The following is a 21,659-nucleotide window of genomic DNA, read 5'->3' as shown; positions in this document are numbered from 1 at the left end:
GCTTCTCATCGTTTAGTAGGTCTGGGAAATAAAGTCATCGAAGACTTCGATGACATGTTCGATGTCAGCCTCCGTCATGGCGGTGGAGAGGCATGCCGAAGCGCCTATCGGAAGGGAGATGCCGTGGGAAATGCAATGGCGGGTCAATCGGCGCATCGTTTCCTCCTGCTCGGCCGACATGAAGGCTTCGCGGTAGGTGCGTGGAAGCTCTGAGCGTGGGTGGATCCGAAACAAGGACGCAGTGCCGGTCACGCAGAATGGCGCGCCGCTTCTTGCGATGGCTGTTCGAAGCCCGAGGCGGACTTGATCGCCAAAATGCTCGAGACGGCTGAATGCATCTTCATTCATGGCCTGCATAGTTGCTAGGCCGGCGACCATGGAGACTGGATTTGCAGAGAAGGTGCCGCCTTGCGGAACCGCCGGCCGGCCATGCTCCGCGCTAAAAACGCGCATCACCTCGCTGGCGCCCCCGATCGCACCGATGGGGAACCCCCCGCCAATGATTTTGCCCGCGGTGATGAGGTCCGGGGTAAGGCCGTGCCGCTCGGATGCGCCTTGGTATCCCTGCCTGAGGTTGAGAACTTCGTCGGACACGATCAAAATGGAATGACGGCGCGCCAGTTCCATGATCGCCTGGATGAACTCTGGCTCCGGTTCGATCAAGCCGGCCCTGCTCGGCATGACGTCGATCAAAATGCAGGCGGTTCGGCCGCCGACGGAACCGATCGCGTGTTCAAGTGCGTCAACGTCGTTGAATGGCAGGACCGTCACGTCGTCTGCGACGCTGGCCGGGGCGCCGTGGTAACCTGGAACGCTGCTCGGTCGCTGGACTGGTCCCCAATTTGCCGGGCTGTTTGACTGCCCGACTTCGGCCCAGTCGCTGGCACCGTGATAGGCGCCCTCGAAGCGAACCACATTTGTCTTGCCCGTGACGGCACGCGCCGTTTTGATTGCGAACATGACGGCTTCCGTGCCGCTGTTTACGAAGCGAATATTTTCGATCGCCGGAATGCGTTCGACGAGCAAGGCTGCGAGTGCAATTTCATGTTCGGTTGGGTTTGCGAAGCAGGTTCCGTCCCTTACCGTTCGAGACACTGCTTCGACGACCGGCGGGAACGCGTGGCCGTGTATCAGGGTAGTGAAGTTGTTGTTGAGGTCGAGAAATCTGCTGCCGTCGAGATCGACGAGGTGGGCCCCCTCCCCCCGCGTCACGTAGATCGGGCCACCATCGCGCTCAACCGTGGCTCTTGAGGTGCCATCCGGAAAGTACCGGCGCGCCTCCCTGAATGCGGCGTTGGACCGGGCTCTGGATTGAGCCCGAGCGGCCACTATGCTGTCAATCATCAAACTTCCCTTTGCAACGAGCAGTGGTTCATGTTTTCGTCGCAATTATGTTGCAACAAAAATGACGCTCTGGGAAGTCACGCAACAAAAAACTTTTCTTAGGTCGTCGACTGTCGCCGAATTCTGTCCGCATCGACCCGGCGGAGGCGACGGTATCCGTCCCGAATGTCGCTCTCGATTGCCGCCCGCACGCCCTCGGCATCGCCAATTACAAGGCTCTCGATTGCTGCCAGGTGGTTGTGCACGCCAAACCTGTTTTCTGCGAACTCCGGGTACAGATCATGGAAAGCCGCCCCTGTGCGCAGCCAAAGTGTCTCAATGGTTGCGACGAGGTTGGGCATTTCGCTGAGCTGGTAGAGCGCGAAATGGAATTCGCGGTTTGAGGCGAGAACGCCAACGTAGTCTCGTTTGTCGAGGCGCTCGTTGATCGTCTGTTGCAGTGTCTGCAACTGGGTGATCGTCTCTTGTGTGGCGTTGGGTGCCCCCTTGAACGCCGCAAGGCCTTCCAGGGCCAATCGCATCGCGGTCACCTCGTCGAGTGCTTCTCGCGTCAGGCTTGGAACGATCACCGTCTTCGGGCCTGCAAACACAAGCGCGCCTTCCTGTGTCAGCCGGTTGATGGCCTCACGAGCAGGAGTCGAACTCACTCCGAGTTCGTCGGCGACGCCCCGCACGGTCAATTTGGTGCCCGGCGCAAATGCCCCTCGGATCAAGCGTTCCTTCAGATCGTCGTATGCGACATCGCGTAGTCGCGGCGGATTCTTTCCATCTGTGGTTTCGATTCCATCCGCTGCGTCGCTCAATCTACGTCTCCCGGTTGACTTGTTCGCAATTATGTTGCAACAAAAGTGAAATATGTCGTTTACGCGAACTTTATGTGACCTCGCAGAGCTACCACTATTCGCTGCACGGGTAACGCAATCATGACTTGCATGTTTATTCGCAGCTTTGCAGCCTGCGGTAATTGATTGATCAATGGGAGGTTTATTTGATCGGAGAGAGAGTCACCTTACGGGGTCTTCGAAAGAGCTATGCGGGCGCCTTGGCGGTGGAGCGACTGTCGCTCGACATAGCCGCAGGGGAGTTCTTGTCCATCCTCGGCCCCTCCGGCTCGGGAAAGACCACCCTCCTTACCATGATCGCGGGGTTCGAGTACCCGGACGAAGGAACGATCTCAGTCGGAGTCAGGGACATCACACGAGTTGTGCCGAACCGGCGCGGGATCGGCATGGTGTTTCAGAAGTATGCGCTGTTCCCGCATCTGACCGTGGCTGAAAACATTGCTTTTCCCCTGAAGATGCGGCGCCAGCCGAGTGGTGACATCAAGGCGGATGTGGCAGCCGCTCTCCACTTGGTTCAGCTTTCGGATTTTGCCGGGAGATATCCGCATGAACTGTCAGGTGGGCAGCAACAGCGCGTGGCCGTGGCGCGCGCATTGGTGTTCCGCCCACCCGTGCTTCTCATGGACGAGCCGCTGGGAGCATTGGACAAGAAGCTTCGGGAAAGCATGCAGTTCGAGATCAAGGCATTGCAGCAGAACCTGGGCGTAACCGTGGTTTATGTGACCCATGATCAGGAAGAAGCCCTGACAATGTCGGATCGGGTTGCGGTTATGGCCGGCGGCAACCTTGTTCAGGTCGGATCGCCGCAAGATCTCTATGAGAGGCCGCGCGACAGTTTTGTAGCTGACTTCATAGGCAAGATGAACTTCGTTGCAGGCCATGTTGTCGGGGTCGAGGCTGACGAGACGATAGTCCGAACCGCGCCAGGAGGTCTCTTCCGTGTCAAAGGTCGGACGGCAGGGGCCAGACAAGCTCAATCCGTCCAGCTGGCGTTCCGTCCCGAACGCGCCCGATTGATGGCGAAGGAAGAGGGCCGGCCGGATGCAATCGGCGGAACGGTGGCCGCGAGCGTATTCGTTGGAACTCACCACATGTATGTGATCGATATCGCCGCCGGAGATGCCCGCCAGCTGCACGTCCAGGCCGAGACAAGTGCAACGATGCGCTTTTCGACCGGCGACAAAGTCGATGTCATACCCGACCTCTCTCGTCTCGTGGCGTTTCCTCTGTCGGAGGCTCGCTAGATGGAGCAAGTTTCTCTGGAAATACCTGGAGGTTCGATTGCTCGCGGCGGATCGGCAAAGATCCTGTCGCGGAGCGCGACAATCCTGTTGCTGATGCCGCTGGCCCTGCTTTTGGCAATCGGGTTCGTCTACCCGCTTCTGCAACTGGTCAAGATCAGCCTCTTCACGCCCGAATTTGGAATAGAAAGCTATCGGCGCATCCTCAACGAGCCTTTGTATCTGCTGGTCCTGCTGCGGACTTTTATGGTGGCGTTTTGTGTCATGGTTTTATGCCTCGTCGGTGGCTACCCGGTTGCATTCGCCATGTCGCGTCTGAAAGGCAGATCCGCGGCGCTCGTTGCTGCATGTGTGCTGATCCCCTTGTGGACATCCGTTCTGATCCGCTCCTATGCGTGGATCGTCCTGCTCCAGCGCAACGGGATCATCAATTCCGCTCTGCTGGACGCAGGTCTCGTCAGCGAGCCGCTGAAGCTCATCTATACGGAGACCGCCGTGATCGTGGCGATGGCGCATGTGCTCATGCCGTTCATGATCCTGCCGTTGTTTTCCACCTTGCGCTCCATCCCGAAAGACCTGTCGCATGCAGCTCTCAACCTTGGTGCCGGACCGCTCGTAGCGTTCCTGCGAGTCACCTTGCCATTGAGCACGCCAGGTGTCTTCGCCGGCTGCGTCATGACCTTCATTCTCGCGATCGGCTTCTACATCACGCCCACCTTGGTTGGTGGGCCAGGTTCGATGATGATCGCAACCCTGATTGGCCAACAGACCACCGTTGTCTTGGATTGGTCGTTCGCAGCAGCACTGTCGACCGCGCTTCTGGTGATCACCCTCATCCTTGTCGTGGCCTTTCGAAAAACCATCTCGCTGAACAAGGGGTTCAACGGTGTCAACTGATCAAACCACTTCTCAAACTCCATTGCAGTTCACTCAAATGACCCTCGCAGAATCAGGACGCCTGTCGAGATCCGTCACGGGCGGTCTCGCCCGGATCGTTGTTGCCGCCGTCCTGCTTTTCCTGATGCTGCCCACGATCGTGGTCATCCCGATGTCGTTGAGCGCCGGCGAGTTCATCGAGTTCCCGCCGCGTGGTCTGAGTTTACGCTGGTATGGGGAGTTCTTCGCCGATCCAGAGTGGCTCTCTGCCACGCTCTTCAGCCTGAGAATTGCCCTTTCAACGACAGTTGCCGCAACGGTCGTCGGGACCCTGGCCTCTATCGCCCTCGTGCGGGGTCAGATTGCGGGGAAGCCGATTATTCAAGCGCTTTCGATCGGGCCGATGATCGTTCCGCATATCGTTCTCGGCGTTGCGCTCTATCTCGTGTTTGCACCGCTTCAGTTGACGGGCAACTTTCTCGGCTTTCTGATCGCTCACACCGTGCTTTCGATACCTTATGTGGTCATCACCGTGAGTGCGGCCCTTCAACGTCTCGATCCGGTCCTCGAACTTGCTGCACTTAGCTGCGGGGCCAGCAGACCGCGTGCCTTCTTTTCCGTCGTTCTGCCGAATATTGCCCCGGCGATCGCCGCTTCTTCCGTCTTCGCGTTCCTTGCTTCTTTCGACGAGGCAACGGTGGCGTTCTTCATCTCCGACACGGGCGGCAAGACGATCAGCCGCAAGATGTTCGAGGACATCGATTTCAATCTCACGCCCGTCATCGCAGCCGCATCAACGCTGCTCGTCGGTGTTTCGCTTTTGCTGATGGCATCCGTCCAGACCTTCGCAAAGAAACGCTGAAACAAACGCCAACATTTTTATTCCCGGGAGGAAAATCCAATGACAGCAGCCAAGTATCTCATACAGCGGCCGTGCACCTTCATCGTTGCAGCTTTCGCACTTGTGTTGGGCGCGAGCGGCCATGCAAGCGCCAACGAAGAGGTCATCATTGCCTCAACCGGCGGGGCCTACGACAAGGCCTTGCGCGAAGCGTGGTTCGACCCTTTCACAAAGGAAACGGGCATCACCGTGAAAACCGTCGCGGCAACCAATGCGGAAATGCGGGCCAAGGCCACTGCGATGGTCAAGACCGGCAACGTGTCCTGGGATCTCTTCATGCAGGGCGAAATACAGGCGATGTCCCCGCAACACCTCGAGACTGCTGCGGATATCAGTGACTTCTGCAGAAACCTCGACGGGCGTGAAGACCTGGTTGCGGACGCCTGCAGACCGGGCGGAATCCGGCTCCAGTCCACCGCAACGCTGCTCGTCTATGACCGCAGCAACGCGTCCGCGCCGGTTCCCGAGACGTGGGCGGACATGTGGGACACGAAGCGGTTCCCCGGCGGCAGAGCCTTTCCCAACTTTGATGACCCCTGGCGCGTGATGGCAGCGGCACTGCTTGCCGATGGGGTGCCGCGCGACAAGCTCTTTCCTCTCGACGTTGATCGGGCGTTTGCGAAGCTTGATGAAATCCGCCCGTCCGTATCGGTGTGGTGGAAGACGGGCGACCAAAGCGTGCAGGGTTTCAGAAACAAGGACTACGGTCTCGGTCAAATCTGGTTGACCAGAGCAACGGCGCTGAAAGCCGAGGGCCACCCGATCGGCTGGTCCTACAAGGCCGCCTTTCTTGTCGGAGACCGCGTCGCCCTGCTCAAGGATGCTCCCAATCGAGAAAACGCTCTCAAGCTCATGGCCTATTGGCTCAACAATCCGAAGGCCCAGGCGCGAGCCTGTGAGCTGCTTTCATGCACACCGCCTAGCAACCTTGCGATCGAAATGATGTCGGCTGAAGTGCGGGCCAGCATGCCCTCGCCTGTCGACATTGAAGAGCACATCATCGTGCCCGATGCCGAGTGGATCAACGCGAACGCCCCGCGGCTGCTCGAACGCTGGAATGCGTGGATCAGGTAAGGATCAAGATGAGCACTGACTTCAACTCACCAAGAAAAACCGTCCTTGTCGCTCGAATCTGGCACGAGTCGAACGGTTTTAATCCTCGGGTCACCGGGCGGGACGCCTTCGAGATCATGGCAGGCAAGGATTTCCTCGAGAAAGCTCGGAAGAGTGGTTCGACGATCGGCGGTATCATTTGCCGGCTAACCGAAGCCGATGTCGAAATCGTCGGAAGTTTGTCTGCCTCCGCCCCTCCGAGCGGACTTGTCGAGCATGAGTTCTATGTGGAACTGCGGGACCAATTGCTCGGTGATGTTGCGGCTCATCGGCCGGATGCCATCGCGTTGGAACTGCATGGGGCCATGGCGACGACCAGATGCCCCGATGCCGAAGGGGAGCTCCTTACGGGACTCAGAACGCTCGTCGGTCCTGACGTACCAATCGCCATCGGCCTCGACCTCCACGCCAACGTCACTGTGGATATGATCGAAGCGGTCGACATCTGCATCGCTTGCAAGGAGAACCCTCATTCCGATGTCGTCGAATGTGGCCACAAGGTTGCCGACTGCATACTGGCGATGCTGGATGGTCGATTGAAACCTGTCACGACAATGGCAAAGGTTCCAATGATCCTGCCTGGAGCTGGAGAGACTGCGACGGGCCCCCTTTATGACCTGCACGAGATGGCGCGCGATTACGTCAGTTCTGATCCGGGTATATGGGACATATCGCTGTTCAACGTGTTTCGTTACTCGGATGATCACGATATCGGACAAGCAGTTGTGGTTACCACAAATGGCAAAGCCGACCCGATAACCATAGCAAGGAATCTTGCTGAGGCGTTCTGGATCCGGAGAGACGAGTTTATCGATGACCTTTTGTCCATCGACGAGGCGCTGACGAAGTGTGCCGCTAGCCACGGCGAGCGCTACATCTTCGCGGACATGGGTGACCGCATTCTTGCAGGGGCGCCCGGCGACAGTACAGCCATCCTGCAGGCCGCTATGGAAAGGTATCCCGGCCTGCGGGGTGCTATGTCACTGACCGATCCCCAAGCAGTGATCGCAGCGCACACCGCCGGACAAGGAGCGTCACTCGAAATTCTGATCGGCGGGCGCGTGACCCCGGGTTTTCTACCGTATCCTGTGAAGGCCGTCGTCAGACATCTTGGCGACGGACACTGCGTTCTTGCCGGCCCGTTTCAAGGGGGACAGGCGTGCACGATGGGCGATACGGCTGTGCTCGAAATTGACGGGCGACTTTCGGTGTTGCTGACCACTCATCCAGCCTTCAGCCATGACCCGGCTGTCTTTACCAGCCAAGGTGTCGGGCTAAGCAGCAAGGACTTTATCGTTGTGAAGTCCGGCTACCATTTCAAGCTCAATTTTGCTGACTACGGAGAACCTCTGCTCGTGCGTAGCCCGGGCGTCGGCTACTATGAAAAGGGTGTCTTCAACTACAAACGCGCCCGCTTTTGGCCAGAGCACGCGCAGGCCTCCTCCCCGGTCACGACCATGGTACGGGGGCCGATCGCTGGTTCAAGCCATGCCGAACGGATCGATTGAGTATGAACCGGTTGTGGGCTCTTCCCTGCTCTACGAAGCCCAGGTCTTGAAACCCGAGTTTTGTGAGAACGCGCATGGACTGATGGTTTTCCGGCCGAACGAAGGCGACGATCTGATTGATCGACATTGTCTGGAACGCGCGGTCAACGACGGCCGCCGCCGCCTCTGTCGCCACACCACGGCCGGTGGCTGCGGCTAAGAAACAGTAGCCGAGCTCGGCTTCTTTGTCGGGGGTGATCCGAAGACCACATCTGCCAATTGGAGGGCTCGCTGCCTCTTTTCTATCAAAGACGAGATAAAACCCGCAGCCGAAGGATCGCCAGTGTTGAACATATCCTTGAAGCAGATGATCCGAGCAACTCCTGCTCATTTGATCCACATTGGCCAGAAGCAGCGACACGGCGACATCCCGGTGGACATGATAGAGGCCGTCACCATCGGCGTTCGTGGTGGGACGCATGTAAAGGCGCGACGTTTCCAGGCACGCCTCTCTTGCCCCTCGATACGACATCTGAGAGCCCTTGGTTGCTCAGCGCATTAACTTGGCGACAGCGTTTGCGAGGCCGTTGACCTCATCTATGGTATGGCCGGCGGTTGGGCACACACGGATCCCGGCCTTCCCTCGCGCTACGGTCGGGAAAAAGATCACCGAGGTGTAAAATCCCATGTCCAGCAGGGAGCGCGCAGTCGCGATGGCTTCGACGTGGTCGCCGATCGTTAAAGTCCTTATAGGTAACGTGGTGCCACGATGTTCGGTTGGCGTCAGGAGGTCGAACAAAGCGAGTTTCTCACCCAGGTCCCGTTGCCTGATCGCCAGTTCGGGGCTCTCATGAATCGCTACGGAGGCGATCGCTGCTCCAAGAGCGGCAACGTTGGGAGAGGCGGAGAACGCGTGAGCGATCGCGTATCTGCGAAAAAGCTCCTCTTGCCGCTCCGTTCCGAGCATCAGCAAACCGCCGGATGCGCCGAACCCCTTTCCGAGCGAAGCCGCGATAATTGTGCTGTCCCCAAGCGGGCCCTCAAGCTGGGAGCGGGCAAAGCCTTGTCCTTTATCGCCAAAGATCGAAATGCCATGCGCGTCATCGATGTAGAGGAACATGCCATATCGGCTCTGCAGCTCTTGGAGGTTTCGGATTGGCGCTGCGCCGCCCATGGAATAGACGCCATCGCAGACATAGGCGACCTTTTTGCCCGTTCGACACACGCGCTCGAGTGCTTCGATGTCGTTGTGCGCTATCGTCAGGACTTCTGTCTCAAGAGCGACCGTCGCCTTATGAAACGCCAGAGTCGCGTGCGCGAATTTGTCGAACACGACAACGGGTTTCTCTCCGTTGGTCAGATGGCCGGAGGCAAGAAGCGGCAAGGCGCCCATGTTTGCAGCGAGGACAGTCGTATAAACGATAACCCGAGCGGAAAATAGCTTTGACAGAGCGTCTTCAAGATCGAATGCGATCTTGAAATTGAGGCGTGTTCTCGCGCATGACCAGTGCAGGTTTCCATATTGTTCGAGCGCTTCGATTGCTCCGGCGACTATCCGCGGGTGGTTGTCCAGCCCGAGATACGAGCATCGAACAAAATCCACGATGTTACGGCCTGCATCGTTTGCTGATTGGAGTTCAACGCCCCGCCCCCGATTTGGGTATGCGGAGACCCCGATCAGGCCGGCCGCCTGTGCCGCCCGGAAACACTCATCGGACGACTGAATAAGCGCGGCAGTGTTCCTTCGGACAGTCTGATCGGTTCCGGCCACGAAATCCGTGAGCATCCTTGCCTCCATCAAGAGCGGTTGTTGCGCCTAAAGGTGGCATAGATCACTTTTCACTCAACGAACGGCGGCAAAAGAACGGAACAAGTTTCTGCAAATTTTCGTATGCCATGGGTGGCATTGTGCAATGATTTTACGAACAAGTTTGACGGCCCTTCTCAGTGGTAGTGCTGGACGGTTAACGGTCAGCGCAGAATCGAACATAGCGGCGTCTAAGGGCGGCGATTCGGTCGGGCGGTGTGAGTCGGAGACGAAATAGTGCCTGTGCACATGTCGAGCCCCGAAAGCCGGAAGGGCATAAGAGGTTCTCCGGTGCAAAACCTGCGGCGGCCCTAATGCGGAGAGTATGCAGGTAAGCTATTGAAAAACAGTGGGAAAATGCGCTCTATTGACTTCATGTGCTGCTGTCGATCCGCTCTGAGTTAACCCTTTGTTAACTCTATATTCCTTGTCAGACGAAAGGAACCGCACATAATAACGGTTAGGATGAGTTCCTGCATGAAAAACCGTTATTTGAGAGCTTCCTTGCAATGAACGCTAATTCGCTGTCGATGGCTCCCGCACAGCCGATGCACTTTGAGGATTTGATCCTCGAACAGGGCGATTTGATTTCAAAGAAGCTGCACCTGTTGAGCATGCAGCAGTTCCCGCCGAATGCCAAGAAACTGCTGCGCCAATTCTCGCTCTCGGAGGTCGCTGATTTCCTCGGGGTGTCCCAAAGCACGTTGAAGAAGCTCCACCTTGAGAGCAAAGGCCCCCTCCCCCAGACGTCTTCGTCGGGCCGCCGTTCCTACAGCGCCGAGCAGATGGAGGAACTCCGCCAGTACCTCGACCAGCATGGTCGCTCCGAAGCGCGCAAGTACGTGCCACGCCGGCGCGCTGGCGAGAAGCTCCAGATCATTGCGGTCGTCAACTTCAAGGGTGGATCGGGCAAGACTACCACTGCCGCTCACCTGGCGCAGTACATGGCACTGACAGGTCACAGAGTGCTCGCCGTCGACCTCGACCCGCAGGCCTCGCTGTCTTCGCTTCACGGCTTCCAGCCCGAGCTCGACATGACGCCTTCCCTTTACGAAGCGATCCGCTACGACGAGCAACGGCGATCGATCACGGATATCATCCTGCCGACCACCTTCCCCGGCCTCGACATCGTACCCGCCAACCTTGAGCTGCAGGAATTCGAGTACGATACGCCCCTCGCGATGACGAACAAGAGCTCGAACGATGGCAAGACCTTCTTCACGCGCATTTCGCGCGCGCTTGTCGAGGTCGAAGATCGCTACGACGTGGTTGTCATCGACTGCCCACCTCAACTCGGCTACCTGACGATCACCGCCCTGACCGCGGCGACAAGCGTACTTGTCACTATCCACCCCCAGATGCTTGATGTCATGTCGATGGGACAGTTCTTGCTAATGCTGGGCGGCATCTTGAAGCCGATCCGCGAAGCTGGTGCCGCCGTCAATCTCGAATGGTACCGCTACGTCATCACGCGCTACGAGCCAACGGACGGGCCACAGGCGCAGATGGTAGGGTTCATGCAGACGCTGTTTCACCAGTTCGTTTTGAAGAACCAGATGCTGAAGTCGACAGCGATCTCTGACGCTGGAATTACAAAGCAGACACTTTATGAGGTCGACAAGGCCCAGATGACGCGCTCGACCTATGAACGAGCGATTGGATCCTTGAATGCGGTCAATGCCGAAATCGCTGAACTCGTGCATGCGTCCTGGGGACGTAAGGCTGCACGCTGATCACATCAACCTTCACACTCAGTCGGTTAGGTAGAACGGAGCAGGCACATGGCGAGAAAAAATCTGCTGGCGGGACTGGTAGACGCAGCGGAGATCCCGCAGGCGGATACCGCGCCAGCCTATCCCATGCGTGGTGCGTCAAAGAGCATGGTGCGTTCTCTCGACGAACTCTCTAAGCAGGCCGACAAGTTCCTCGAAGGTGAAGCCGTCGTCGAGCTCGATCCGGATACGGTGGATGGGTCCTTTGTGCTTGATCGTTTGACGGACGATAGCGAGCAGTTTGAAGAATTGAAGGCGGCAATTGCCGAACGCGGCCAGGACACGCCGATCCTCGTGCGCCCTCACCCGTCTGCATCCGGACGCTATCAGATCGTCTTTGGACATCGCCGTGTGCGTGTAGCGCGCGAACTCGGCCGTAAGGTCAAGGCAGTTGTCAAAGCAATCGATGACCGGACACACGTTATCGCTCAGGGCCAGGAAAACTCAGCCCGCGCCAACCTCTCGTTCATCGAACGTGCCAGCTTTGCTTCACGCTTGGAGGCGCTTGGTTACGACCGTGGAGTGATCGCATCAGCTCTTGCTGCGGACAAGACGGCGGTTTCGAAGATGATGAGCGTGACTGAACGGGTGCCGTTGGTAGTCATCGAGCAAATCGGTGCGGCGCCCTCGACTGGGCGCGACCGCTGGCTCGAGCTTTCGCTTCTGGTAGGCAAGGCCGCCAATGCGGAAAAGGTGAACGACATCGCCGGCGATCCGAGCTTCCAATCGCTTTCAAGCGACGAGCGGTTCAACACGCTATTCAAGGCACTGGATACGTCGGGGCGACCCGTCAAAAAGATGTCACTGAAATCCAAGGAAAGCTGGCAGACAAGCGACAAGGCAGTCTCGGCTCAGTATTCGAACTCCGGCAAGGCCTTCGAACTTTCAATGAAATCGAAGAACGCCGGTCGCTTCGGGCAGTATCTCGCTGAAAACCTGGATCGGCTCTATTCCGAATTCCTGGCGGCGAATGACGGGAAGGAAGACTGAACGCTCAAAAGAAAAAGGCCCCCAGACGGTAACCATCGTGGAAGCTCGCTTTAGCGCCTGATGAGCAAGATGGCCCCGCTGTCGTCGTGCCGACGTTATCTACGTAATTGAAAAAAAATAATAAAACTGGAAAATTGTCGGCCGGCAACTTTCTCGACCCCCCGGCAACGCTGATTTGCGCCCAGCGCATAGAGTGACCGTCAGCGCTAACCCGGTGTTAGGGTCAGCACCTCGCTGTTGGTTTTGCGCGAATCGCCGCTACGCCGATGCCGACAACCTGGAACGCCTCATTCAGTTTCGCCACGGTTCTGCTCACCTTGATCCCGGCGTCGCCGCCGGTGACCACCCACGAGCCGGGACAACGATTGTCCAGCACATGCTCGGCAATCAGGGCAGCATCGTCCAAATGCCCATCGTCGTCTGAAAAGCCGGTGAAGCTTTCGAGTATTTCGACCGCTGGGGGTTGGTCATTGTTTCTATGGTCCAAGCGGCGTTTCCGGCGCCGAAGGTGATACGGCGGCCAATCAAAAATTCTGGCACCAAAGTGCCAACCTTCTTAAACACCGTGGCCGGATCGGCATGGAGGGGGGGGAGCCGGTGCCAAAAGAACCCACCGCGGCGGATGAGGATGCAGGCGCTTGGCTGAAACTGCGAGACGGCGGCAATTACCGTCGGCCGGCGGCGCAGATCGTCAATAGCTTGGAAGACCCTGTCGGCAGAGGAAGCACGCGATCGGTCGCCTGATGAGCCGCGCCTTCAATGGCGGATGAGGCCATATCGGTGGGCTTCGTCCAGCAGGTCGCGGAGGAAGGCTGCCATTTCTTGCCGCCGCGCACAGGCCGTTCTCCCATCCGATCCAAATTGGCGGCAATGTCGCGGAGCGACAGATTGGTATCGGCAATGGCGATCGCCGCTACCAGCTTCATCAGATGGTCTTCGGGCGCACGGCGAGGGGACCGGGCCAGGAGGTCTTTTTCCGCGAGCTTGTCGCGCACCAAGCGCGCTCGACGGTCCAGTCGTGACCGCGGCGATTAAGCACCCGCACGACGTTGTCCCAACTGTGGTGAGGCCGCAGTTGCCGCACCATCGACAGCCAAGTTTGCGCGGATGCAATGAGCTCGTCGAGATAACGCTTTGCGCGTGCTTTTGAGACTGATTTGATGGCATCCGGTGGCCGTTCTCGCAAGCCCGGGTTTCCCGGGAGCTTGCCACGCGCCTTCGCTCGATTTTCATAAGCCCTCCGAGCTGTTCTCAAATTGGTTCTTGACACACAGCTTGTCCATAAACTATGACTCGGTTCAACTCAACCTGTCCGACAGGTTTTATAAAACTGGGAGACGAAAATGAGTTTAACTCCAGTCGACGAAGAACAGTTTGCAGGAGGCAATCTCGTCAGCACCGCGATCGGCGCTATCACCCAGCACATTCGGGAGAACGAACTTGGTCCGGGCGATCGACTGCCGAGCGAGGCCACCCTGTCTAAGGAACTCAGCGTGTCCCGCTCGGTGGTGCGTGAGGCTTTCAGGTCGCTTGCGACCATGCGGCTGATTGATCTCAATGTCGGGAAGCGTGCCACGGTGGCTCAACTCGACCACGGCGCAATGTCCTTGATGATCGAGCATGGCGTGCATACGGCCCAGATCAACATCAACCAGGTCTATGATGTACGCCGAACCATAGAAATGCGGACATCGACGCTGGCTGCGCTTCGTCGAAGCGACGCGGAAGCCCACACCATCCTTGCCCATGCAAGAGCGATGGAGACAAATTTCGCGGATGCGGACAAGGTTATGGAGAGTGATCTCGCCTTTCACCTGGAGATTGCTCGCGCCTCCAAGAACCCGATCTTCTCGATCATTGTCGGCGCATTCCAGGGGGTCTCCCGCCAGACCTGGCCGATCGGGTGGCGCAGCCGCGCGTCCGACGCCGACCGGCACGCCATGAACCAGATACATATCGACTTGGCCGGAGCAATTCTGGCTGGCGACCCCCAAGCCGCCAGCCAGCTCATGGCCCGCCATTTCGACGAAAGCGCAAAAGCACTGCTCGCGGCTGGAATCGCATAGGGGAAAACCTGATGAAAATTACGAGACTTGAGACGGTCCGCATCGCGGAACGGCCGAACCTGCTTTGGCTGCTGGTCCATACCGACGAGGGGTTGACGGGGCTCGGAGAAACCTTCTTCGGCGCAGAAACCGTCGAGACCTACATCCACGAGTACGTCGCCCCTCGTGTCATCGGGCGAAACCCGCTGCAGATCGATCTTCTCGCATCTGATCTGGTCGGTTATCTCGGGTTTCGCTCTTCCGGCGCCGAGGTGCGTGGAAATTCGGCATTCGACATTGCGCTCTGGGATATCTTCGGAAAGGCGACGGGCCAGCCGATAGCACAGTTGCTCGGCGGCTTCAGCCGCAATGAAATCCGCACCTACAACACCTGTGCGGGCACGGAGTACATCAAGAAGGCAACCGGTCAGACGACCGCAAACTACGATCTGTCGTCCGCCGGCGCCCGCAACTACGACGACCTCAACGGCTTCCTGCATCGCGCCGACGAACTGGCACTGTCCCTCTTGGAAGAGGGCATTACGGCGATGAAGATTTGGCCGTTTGATATCGCGGCGGAAAAGTCGCGTGGTCAGTATATTTCGATGCCCGACCTGAAATCGGCGCTGGTGCCGTTCCAGAAGATCCGCGACGCCGTTGGCGATCGCATGGACATCATGGTGGAGTTCCACTCGATGTGGCAGCTCTTGCCGGCAATGCAGATTGCCAAGGCGCTCGCACCGTACCAGACGTTCTGGCACGAGGATCCCATCAAGATGGACAGCCTCTCCAGCCTCAAGCGTTATGCAGCCGTCTCGCCTGCGCCGATCTCTGCATCGGAAACATTGGGTTCGAGGTGGGCTTTCCGAGACCTCCTGGAGACCGACGCTGCTGGCGTGGTCATGCTGGATATCAGCTGGTGTGGCGGCTTGTCGGAGGCGCGCAAGATCGCGGCGATGGCGGAAGCGTGGCATCTCCCCGTGGCACCGCATGACTGCACCGGGCCGGTCGTTCTTTGCGCATCGACGCATCTGTCGCTCAACGCACCCAACGCGTTGGTCCAGGAGAGCGTGCGGGCCTTCTACAAGACTTGGTATCGCGACCTCGTTACGGCGCTTCCGGAAGTTCGAAACGGGATGATCACGGTTCCGCCAGGGGCCGGTCTCGGCATGGAGCTTAATCCCGAGCTCGAAAAGGCATTTACGGTGTCCCGTCGAACTTCGAGCGGGGGCTAAGACCGGGTTCTTTCGCAATTTTGCAGCTTAAGGAGGAGCAAGCATGCGAACAGTATTGATTGGGAGTGCATTGGGGTTGGCGCTTTTTGGTTCGACCGCGCTCGGCGCGTCGGCAGAACCGTTGAAGATCGTCTTCACGCATCACTCGTCGGCTTCAAACACATTCTGGCAAGCGGTCAAAAAAGGTTACGATGACGCATGCGAGAAGATCGGCGCAAATTGCCAGATGGTGTTTACCCAGACCGAGGGTTCGGTTGAGCAGCAACTCTCCAATATGGAAGCTGCGTTGGCGAGCAAGCCTGACGCCCTTCTGACCTCCATCGTCGATGACAAGGCGTTTGACGACGTCATCGCTCGGGCCGCCAAGGACGGCGTGGAGGTCATCGGCGTCAACGTCGACGACAGCGAGGGGGCGAAAGGAAACGCGCGGGTTGCTTTCGTCGGACAGGGTTTCCGGCGCGCCGGATACTCCCTTGGGAAGGCCATGTCCGAGAATTTTCCGAAGGAGGGACCGATCAAAGTGTTGGTCGGAATTTCCGCGCCCGGCCAGAACTGGTCGGAGGCCCGCGGGCAGGGCGTCATGGATTTCCTTACGGAACTCAAGGCCGCGAACCCCGGTCGAGAAGTGTCCTGGGAACGGATCGACAGTGGCACGGACCTTGCCGTGACATCAGATCGTGTCGGCGCCTATCTCAATGCGCACCCCGACACCACCGCCTATTTCGATACCGGATTCTGGCATGCCGCAGTGGCAAGAGTTCTGAAGGATCGTGGGGTCGCGCCGGGTCAGGTGCTTCTGGGTGGCTTCGATCTGGTGCCCGAAGTCGTCCAGCAAATGCAGACGGGCTATGTTCAGGTCCAGGTCGATCAGCAGCCATACATGCAAGGCTTCATGCCTGTAATGCAGGTCTATCTCGCCAAGAATTTTGGCCTCGCCCCGGCTGACATCGATACGGGGCAAGGGATCGTCCGCCCGGCTGATGCCGACAACATCATGGACCTTTCAGCACAGGGCCTGCGGTAGACGCGTTTCTGCGAAAATCGGAGGGTTTTCGCAGAAAGAGCCTGTTGATGGAAGCATGTGCTTTGCGCGTCGAACACGGCGCGCAAAGCAATGAATTTGGCCGGCAGGCCCGCGAGATGCGCTGCCCTGCCGCACGGGAGCATGCGATGAAAAGAATGCTGAAAATCTACATGGAGAAGCCGGAACTCGCGGCGCTCCTTCTCCTCTTTCTGCTCGTAGTTCTCTTCCAGATCCGGTCTGGAGGCGTCTTCTTGAGCTTTGAAAACCTGCGAGGCTTCTTTGGGATCCTCCCGGAGATGGCGCTGGTTGCCATCGGTGTCACTATTTTGATGATCTGCGGAGAATTCGATCTTTCTGTCGGCGCCGTTTTCGCGCTGATGCCGATGACGATGGCTGTCTTGATGGCCAGTGGGATCTCGTTCCCGATGGCACTAGTCGCGGGCCTTCTCGTTTGTGTAGCGATAGGACTGCTCAACGGCTATTTGACCATCCGTTTTGCGATCCCAAGCTTTATTACCACGCTTGGCATGATGTTTGTGGCCAGATCGCTTACGGTCGTCATCTCGGGGGGCTTTCCGCCGCTCTTGCCGGCCGATCTTCCCACGTGGCTCTTCACCAGTTTTGTTGGGCCGGGCCAATTGTTTCGTATGTCGTTCATCTGGTTCCTGGTCATTGCCGTTCTGGTGTCGCTGCTCCTTAGCCGGACAAATTTCGGCAACTGGATCAGAGCGACCGGCGGTTTCCTACCGGCAGCCGATGCCCTTGGGATCCCGACTGCGCGCGTCAAAATAGCTTGCTTCATTCTTTGCTCGGTGCTGAGCGGCTTTGCCGGGCTCATTCAGGTGCTTCGCCTCGGGTCGCCACTGCCTTCGATCGGCGAGGGCATGGAACTCCAAGCGGTTGCCGCGGCTGTCATTGGTGGTACCGCGCTCAATGGTGGTGTTGGGGCCGTCTTCGGCGGCATCATTGGCGTCATTCTCATTCGCGTGATCGACAACGGTCTCATCCTCAGTCAGGTCGACGCCAATTGGTTCAAATTTGCGATCGGCTCGCTGACGATCTTCGCGGTCGTCGCCAACTCCTGGCTTCGCAAGCGGGCAAAATCGATCAAGGTGGAGGTCTGAGCCATGAACGGTCCTATCGTATCCGTCCGGAACCTGCACAAATGGTACTCAGGCGTTCATGCTCTGAGAGGCGTCTCAGTCGAATTCGCACGCAATGAGGCCGTTGGACTGATCGGCGACAACGGCGCCGGCAAGTCCACACTCATCAACATCCTTTCCGGCGTCCAGAAACAGGACGAGGGCAGTATCTTCGTCGAGGGAAAAGAGGCTGCGATATCGAGCCCGCGCGACTCCATGCGGCTCGGGATCGAGACCATCTATCAGTACAACTCCATGGTCCCGACCATGTCTATCGCGCGCAACCTGTTTATTGGTCGCGAGCCGGTGAAATATTCGCTCTTCGGCCTCGGGGTTCTGGATTTGCGCAAGATGCGCGAGGAAAGCGTCCAGGCCATCGCAGACGTCGATCTTCATCTGCGCTCACCTGACGCCTTGGTCGGCGAACTCTCAGGCGGGCAACGACAGGGGGTCGCGATCGCCCGTGCCATGCATTTCAAGTCGAAGGTGATGATCCTCGACGAACCGACGAACCACTTGTCGGTCAAGGAAACGAACAAGGTCATCGGTTTCGTTCGTTCGTTGAAGGAACAGAATGTTACCGGCATCTTCATCAGTCATAACATGCATCACGTCTTCGAATCCTGTGACCGGGTGGTCGCCATGGCGCGTGGGCAGATTGTGCTCGACAAGCGTGTCAGCGAGACGTCGATCGACGAAGTCCAGTCCGTACTTTGAGGGGAACGCAGATGAAACCACTTCAGGGAAAAGTGGCGCTTGTCACGGGCGGCCTTGGCACACTCGGTCGAGCGCAGGTCCGCAAGCTCACAGCGGAAGGCGCCACTGTCATCGTGCTCGACCGTCCTGGCCTCCAGGTAGATCTCACGGAAAATCTCGGCGAAAACGCGCGCTTTCTCGGATGCGATCTGAACGACCTCGCGAAAACCGAGGATCTCATCCGGTTGGAGGCCGAAGCCTCAGGCGGCATCGACATTCTGATCAACAATGCCGCCCTCATAATCAATAAGCCGTTCCAGGAGTTCAGCTTGGCGGAGTACGAGGACCAGATCCGCGTCAACTCGTCGGCTGCGTTTGCAGCGGTTCGAGCCTGTGCCGACCTAATGAAACGCAAAGGCCGCGGCAAGATCCTCAACTTTGCTTCCATTACGCTCAATGGCCAATGGGACGGCTATGTGCCCTATGTCGCATCGAAGGGCGCAATGATCGGGCTGACGAAATCGTTGGCCCGCGAACTTGGACCGTTCGGGATCAACGTCAACGCGATTTCACCGGGAGCGGTGGTTTCTGAAGCAGAGAACCGGGTATTTGCCAACCGGCTTCAGGAATACAACGACTGGGTCCTCGAGCGGCAATGCCTCAAAACACGTGTTAAGCCTGAGGACGTCGCGGAGCTCGTCTATTTCCTTGTCTCACCGGCTTCGGACATGATTACCGGACAGAACTTCGCCATCGACGGCGGTTGGTAGATGATTGTCGAGCGGATCAATGTCGAAAACAGCAAGGCGCACTTGCAGCTAATCCCGACGCTTGGCGGTGGTATCGCACATCTTGATGTACGGCATCCGTCCGGCGCATGGCTTCCTGTGTTCAGGCCGTGGAATGGCCGAATGGAAGATGGTCCGTTCGAACTAGGGTGTAATGTGCTTGTTCCATTCTCGAACCGCATCTCAAGAGGCGGTTTCGAATATGAAGGTGTGTTTCATCCCATTCCAGCCAACCTTGTCGGCGAGCCATTCCCCATCCACGGGGACGGCTTCCAGCGGCGCTGGCGATTGCTTGCTCGCAGCTGCGAAACCGTCGAACTCGAATGCGATGGGGAGATCGGTCCATTTCGCTATCGGGCAAGGCAAGTCTTCACTCTTGGGCCCGAAAAGCTGGAAATAAAGCTCACGGTTCAAAACTTGTCAGGCCAACCACTACCCTTCGGCATCGGGTTCCATCCCTGGTTTCCGCGAAATGCGGGCACTCGGCTGCAATTTCGCGCCACGGAGGTATGGCTGGAAGACAGGGAACACTTGCCGACAGGTCGGCGAAAGCTTTGCGAAGCCCCAGATTGGAATTTCGACCAAGGGCGGGTGTTACCTGACCAGTGGATCAACAATGCCTTCGGCGGGTGGGCTGGAGAGGCGGTCATCATGCAAGGAGAGGGAGCGGTCTCCGTTAGGATCTCGGCCTCCGACAATCTTGCTTATGCGCTGATCTATTCGCCGGACGCCAAGGCGGACTTCTTTTGTTTTGAGCCGGTTTCCCACCCAGTAGACGCACATAACCTCGGGGGCCGGCCAGGCCTGAAGATACTTGAAGACGGCCAGGAGCTGACTGGTTCAATGAATTTGGAATGGGAAGAGACAAATGGAACTCGATAGGAGCGGCGCCTTCGTCGGTCGTGTGTGGTTGTCGGAGGAGAAGGGGCCGGTCCTGGTGACAGTCAGGGCCGGCGTGGTGTTCGACATCACGACAAAAGAAGCGCCAACGATGCGTGATCTCTTGGAGATGGATGATCCTGTCGGGTTCGCCCGGGCACGAGAGGGAAGGGCGATCTGCGAGCTGGCCGAGGTTCTCGGGGCAGCTCCGAGGGTCTCCGAGGCGCCCCGGCTACTCGCGCCATGCGATCTTCAGGCAATCAAAGCCTGCGGCGTGACATTCGCCCGCTCGATGCTCGAACGGATGATCGAGGAGCGGGCCGCAGGAAACCCCGACCTCGCCTCCAAAATCCGCGAACGCGTGACGGTGCTTGTCGGGGACAGTCTGCGCAACCTCAAGGCTGGTTCGCCGGAAGCGGCCAAGGTCAAGGAAGCCTTGATCGAGGAGGGCGTCTGGTCGCAGTACCTCGAAGTCGGAATCGGTCCTGACGCCGAAGTCTTCACCAAAGGGCAGATTATGTCGGCAGTTGGGTATGGTGATGAGGTAGGGCTACACCCGATATCGAGGTGGAACAACCCGGAACCTGAGGTCGTCCTCGCCGTGGATAGCAAGGGCTGGGTAAAGGGAGCGACGCTCGGCAACGATGTGAACTTGCGCGACGTTGAAGGACGTTCGGCGCTTTTGCTTGGTAAAGCCAAGGACAATAATGCCTCCTGCGCGCTCGGGCCGTTCATTCGGCTGTTTGATGAGAGCTATTCGATCGACGATGTGCGCAATGCCGACCTCGATCTGCGGATAGAAGGCGAGGATGGCTATGTGCTGATGGGCAGGAGCTCGATGAAAGAGATCAGTCGCGATCCACTCGATCTGGTACGTCAGACCATCGGCGCCCATCACCAATACCCCGATGGCTTCATGTTGTTCATGGGCACGCTGTTTGCTCCCGTCGAAGATCGGGACGTCCCGGGCCAGGGCTTTACTCACAAGCTCGGTGATGTCGTGACAATCTCAAATGCCCAGCTGGGATCACTGGTCAACACGGTGCGATTGTTGACCGAGTGCAGTCCCTGGACTTTTGGTGCATCGCACTTGATGCGCAATCTTGCGGCGCGTCAGTTGATCTGAATGGAACCGACCATGACTTTGCACCAGAACCTGATAGCCGGCGAATGGGTCGGCGGTGACGGCGTTGCCAACATCAACCCGTCCAACACCAACGACGTGGTCGGCGAATATGCCCGTGCGTCGGCGGACGATGCGCGCGCAGCGATCGCTGCCGCCAAGGCGGCGTTTCCGGCCTGGTCGCGCTCCGGTATCCTCGAGCGCCACGCGATCCTGAGGAAGACCGCCGACGAGATCCTTGCGCGCAAGGACGAACTCGGGAAGCTCTTGTCGCGTGAGGAAGGCAAGACATTGGCCGAAGGCATCGGCGAGACGGTGCGCGCCGGCCAGATCTTCGACTTCTTCGCCGGCGAG

At 58.2% G+C, this 21,659-nt stretch carries 21 protein-coding genes and 1 pseudogene; 16 read left to right on the top strand and 6 right to left on the bottom strand.

Annotated elements, in window-relative coordinates; translation table 11 throughout:
• Window positions 1–12: 12 nt before the first annotated feature.
• Window positions 13–1,344 carry an aspartate aminotransferase family protein gene (locus ASE71_RS27450; RefSeq protein ID WP_060520094.1) on the bottom strand — a complete coding sequence of 444 codons (1,332 nt, stop codon included), beginning with the start codon at window positions 1,342–1,344 and terminating at the stop codon, window positions 13–15.
• Window positions 1,345–1,442: 98 nt separating this feature from the next.
• Entirely contained in the window at window positions 1,443–2,147 is a 705-nt protein-coding gene (locus ASE71_RS27445; protein ID WP_060520095.1) for a GntR family transcriptional regulator, read from the bottom strand.
• A gap of 185 nt (window positions 2,148–2,332) precedes the next feature.
• Between ASE71_RS27445 and ASE71_RS27440 the strand changes: the two genes are divergently transcribed.
• From ASE71_RS27440 to ASE71_RS27420, 5 genes are all read left to right on the top strand, one after another.
• Window positions 2,333–3,430 carry an ABC transporter ATP-binding protein gene (locus ASE71_RS27440; protein ID WP_060520163.1) on the top strand — a complete coding sequence of 366 codons (1,098 nt, stop codon included), beginning with the start codon at window positions 2,333–2,335 and terminating at the stop codon, window positions 3,428–3,430.
• A complete protein-coding gene (locus tag ASE71_RS27435) occupies window positions 3,431–4,324 on the top strand; it encodes an ABC transporter permease (RefSeq protein WP_060520096.1) in 894 nt (297 codons plus the stop codon).
• A 124-nt stretch (window positions 4,325–4,448) separates the two neighbouring features.
• Window positions 4,449–5,165: an ABC transporter permease gene (locus ASE71_RS27430; RefSeq protein WP_244546829.1), complete on the top strand. Its 717-nt coding sequence runs from the start codon at window positions 4,449–4,451 to the stop codon at window positions 5,163–5,165.
• 39 nt (window positions 5,166–5,204) lie between these two features.
• Window positions 5,205–6,278, top strand: a complete 1,074-nt coding sequence (locus ASE71_RS27425; RefSeq protein WP_060520097.1) for an ABC transporter substrate-binding protein — start codon at window positions 5,205–5,207, stop codon at window positions 6,276–6,278.
• An 8-nt stretch (window positions 6,279–6,286) separates the two neighbouring features.
• A complete protein-coding gene (locus ASE71_RS27420; RefSeq protein ID WP_060520098.1) occupies window positions 6,287–7,825 on the top strand; it encodes a M81 family metallopeptidase in 1,539 nt (512 codons plus the stop codon).
• Here ASE71_RS27420 and ASE71_RS35290 read toward each other — a convergent pair.
• Together ASE71_RS35290 and ASE71_RS27415 are read right to left on the bottom strand one after the other, a co-directional pair.
• Window positions 7,767–8,285, bottom strand: coding sequence for a GNAT family N-acetyltransferase (locus tag ASE71_RS35290; RefSeq protein WP_162251856.1), 519 nt, complete (start codon window positions 8,283–8,285; stop codon window positions 7,767–7,769). The two genes, ASE71_RS27420 and ASE71_RS35290, sit on opposite strands and share 59 nt — an antisense overlap.
• A gap of 69 nt (window positions 8,286–8,354) precedes the next feature.
• The gene (locus ASE71_RS27415) at window positions 8,355–9,590 is read right to left on the bottom strand and encodes an aminotransferase class I/II-fold pyridoxal phosphate-dependent enzyme (RefSeq protein WP_049810940.1); all 1,236 of its coding nucleotides are present in this window, start codon (window positions 9,588–9,590) and stop codon (window positions 8,355–8,357) included.
• Between the two features lie 530 nt (window positions 9,591–10,120).
• Between ASE71_RS27415 and repA the strand changes: the two genes are divergently transcribed.
• Both repA and repB read left to right on the top strand, forming a co-directional pair.
• Window positions 10,121–11,344 carry a plasmid partitioning protein RepA gene (repA, locus tag ASE71_RS27410; RefSeq protein WP_082566386.1) on the top strand — a complete coding sequence of 408 codons (1,224 nt, stop codon included), beginning with the start codon at window positions 10,121–10,123 and terminating at the stop codon, window positions 11,342–11,344.
• Window positions 11,345–11,392: 48 nt separating this feature from the next.
• Window positions 11,393–12,373 (top strand): plasmid partitioning protein RepB, encoded by a 981-nt coding sequence (gene repB / locus ASE71_RS27405; RefSeq protein WP_029742495.1) that lies wholly within the window; start codon window positions 11,393–11,395, stop codon window positions 12,371–12,373.
• 223 nt (window positions 12,374–12,596) lie between these two features.
• Here repB and ASE71_RS27400 read toward each other — a convergent pair whose 3' ends face one another.
• Together ASE71_RS27400 and ASE71_RS27395 are read right to left on the bottom strand one after the other, a co-directional pair.
• A complete protein-coding gene (locus tag ASE71_RS27400) occupies window positions 12,597–12,860 on the bottom strand; it encodes a hypothetical protein (protein WP_029742496.1) in 264 nt (87 codons plus the stop codon).
• A 269-nt stretch (window positions 12,861–13,129) separates the two neighbouring features.
• Window positions 13,130–13,595 (bottom strand): annotated as a pseudogene (locus ASE71_RS27395) (recombinase family protein); the annotation flags it as partial.
• Window positions 13,596–13,716: 121 nt separating this feature from the next.
• On the opposite strand from ASE71_RS27395, the gene ASE71_RS27390 reads away from it, so the two are divergent.
• The 9 genes from ASE71_RS27390 to ASE71_RS27350 all read left to right on the top strand — a co-directional run.
• A complete protein-coding gene (locus tag ASE71_RS27390) occupies window positions 13,717–14,439 on the top strand; it encodes a FadR/GntR family transcriptional regulator (RefSeq protein ID WP_058330197.1) in 723 nt (240 codons plus the stop codon).
• A gap of 11 nt (window positions 14,440–14,450) precedes the next feature.
• Window positions 14,451–15,653, top strand: a complete 1,203-nt coding sequence (locus ASE71_RS27385) for a mandelate racemase/muconate lactonizing enzyme family protein (protein WP_058330198.1) — start codon at window positions 14,451–14,453, stop codon at window positions 15,651–15,653.
• Between the two features lie 43 nt (window positions 15,654–15,696).
• The gene (locus tag ASE71_RS27380) at window positions 15,697–16,677 is read left to right on the top strand and encodes a sugar ABC transporter substrate-binding protein (protein ID WP_060520099.1); all 981 of its coding nucleotides are present in this window, start codon (window positions 15,697–15,699) and stop codon (window positions 16,675–16,677) included.
• Between the two features lie 146 nt (window positions 16,678–16,823).
• Window positions 16,824–17,801, top strand: a complete 978-nt coding sequence (locus ASE71_RS27375) for an ABC transporter permease (protein WP_058330200.1) — start codon at window positions 16,824–16,826, stop codon at window positions 17,799–17,801.
• Between the two features lie 3 nt (window positions 17,802–17,804).
• A complete protein-coding gene (locus ASE71_RS27370) occupies window positions 17,805–18,536 on the top strand; it encodes an ATP-binding cassette domain-containing protein (RefSeq protein ID WP_060520100.1) in 732 nt (243 codons plus the stop codon).
• A gap of 11 nt (window positions 18,537–18,547) precedes the next feature.
• The gene (locus ASE71_RS27365) at window positions 18,548–19,285 is read left to right on the top strand and encodes an SDR family oxidoreductase (protein WP_060520101.1); all 738 of its coding nucleotides are present in this window, start codon (window positions 18,548–18,550) and stop codon (window positions 19,283–19,285) included.
• Window positions 19,286–20,185 carry an aldose 1-epimerase gene (locus ASE71_RS27360; protein WP_060520102.1) on the top strand — a complete coding sequence of 300 codons (900 nt, stop codon included), beginning with the start codon at window positions 19,286–19,288 and terminating at the stop codon, window positions 20,183–20,185. It abuts the gene before it with no gap.
• Window positions 20,172–21,308, top strand: a complete 1,137-nt coding sequence (locus ASE71_RS27355; RefSeq protein ID WP_060520103.1) for a fumarylacetoacetate hydrolase family protein — start codon at window positions 20,172–20,174, stop codon at window positions 21,306–21,308. Before ASE71_RS27360 ends, ASE71_RS27355 begins: the two co-directional genes overlap by 14 nt.
• Window positions 21,309–21,320: 12 nt before the next feature.
• The coding region (locus tag ASE71_RS27350; RefSeq protein ID WP_156411763.1) for an aldehyde dehydrogenase family protein at window positions 21,321–21,659 on the top strand (339 nt) is incomplete at its 3' end.

The organism is Ensifer sp. Root954, from assembly GCF_001429005.1.
Lineage (GTDB): Bacteria > Pseudomonadota > Alphaproteobacteria > Rhizobiales > Rhizobiaceae > Ensifer > Ensifer adhaerens.
This window is presented reverse-complemented; position numbering and strand designations above follow the sequence as displayed.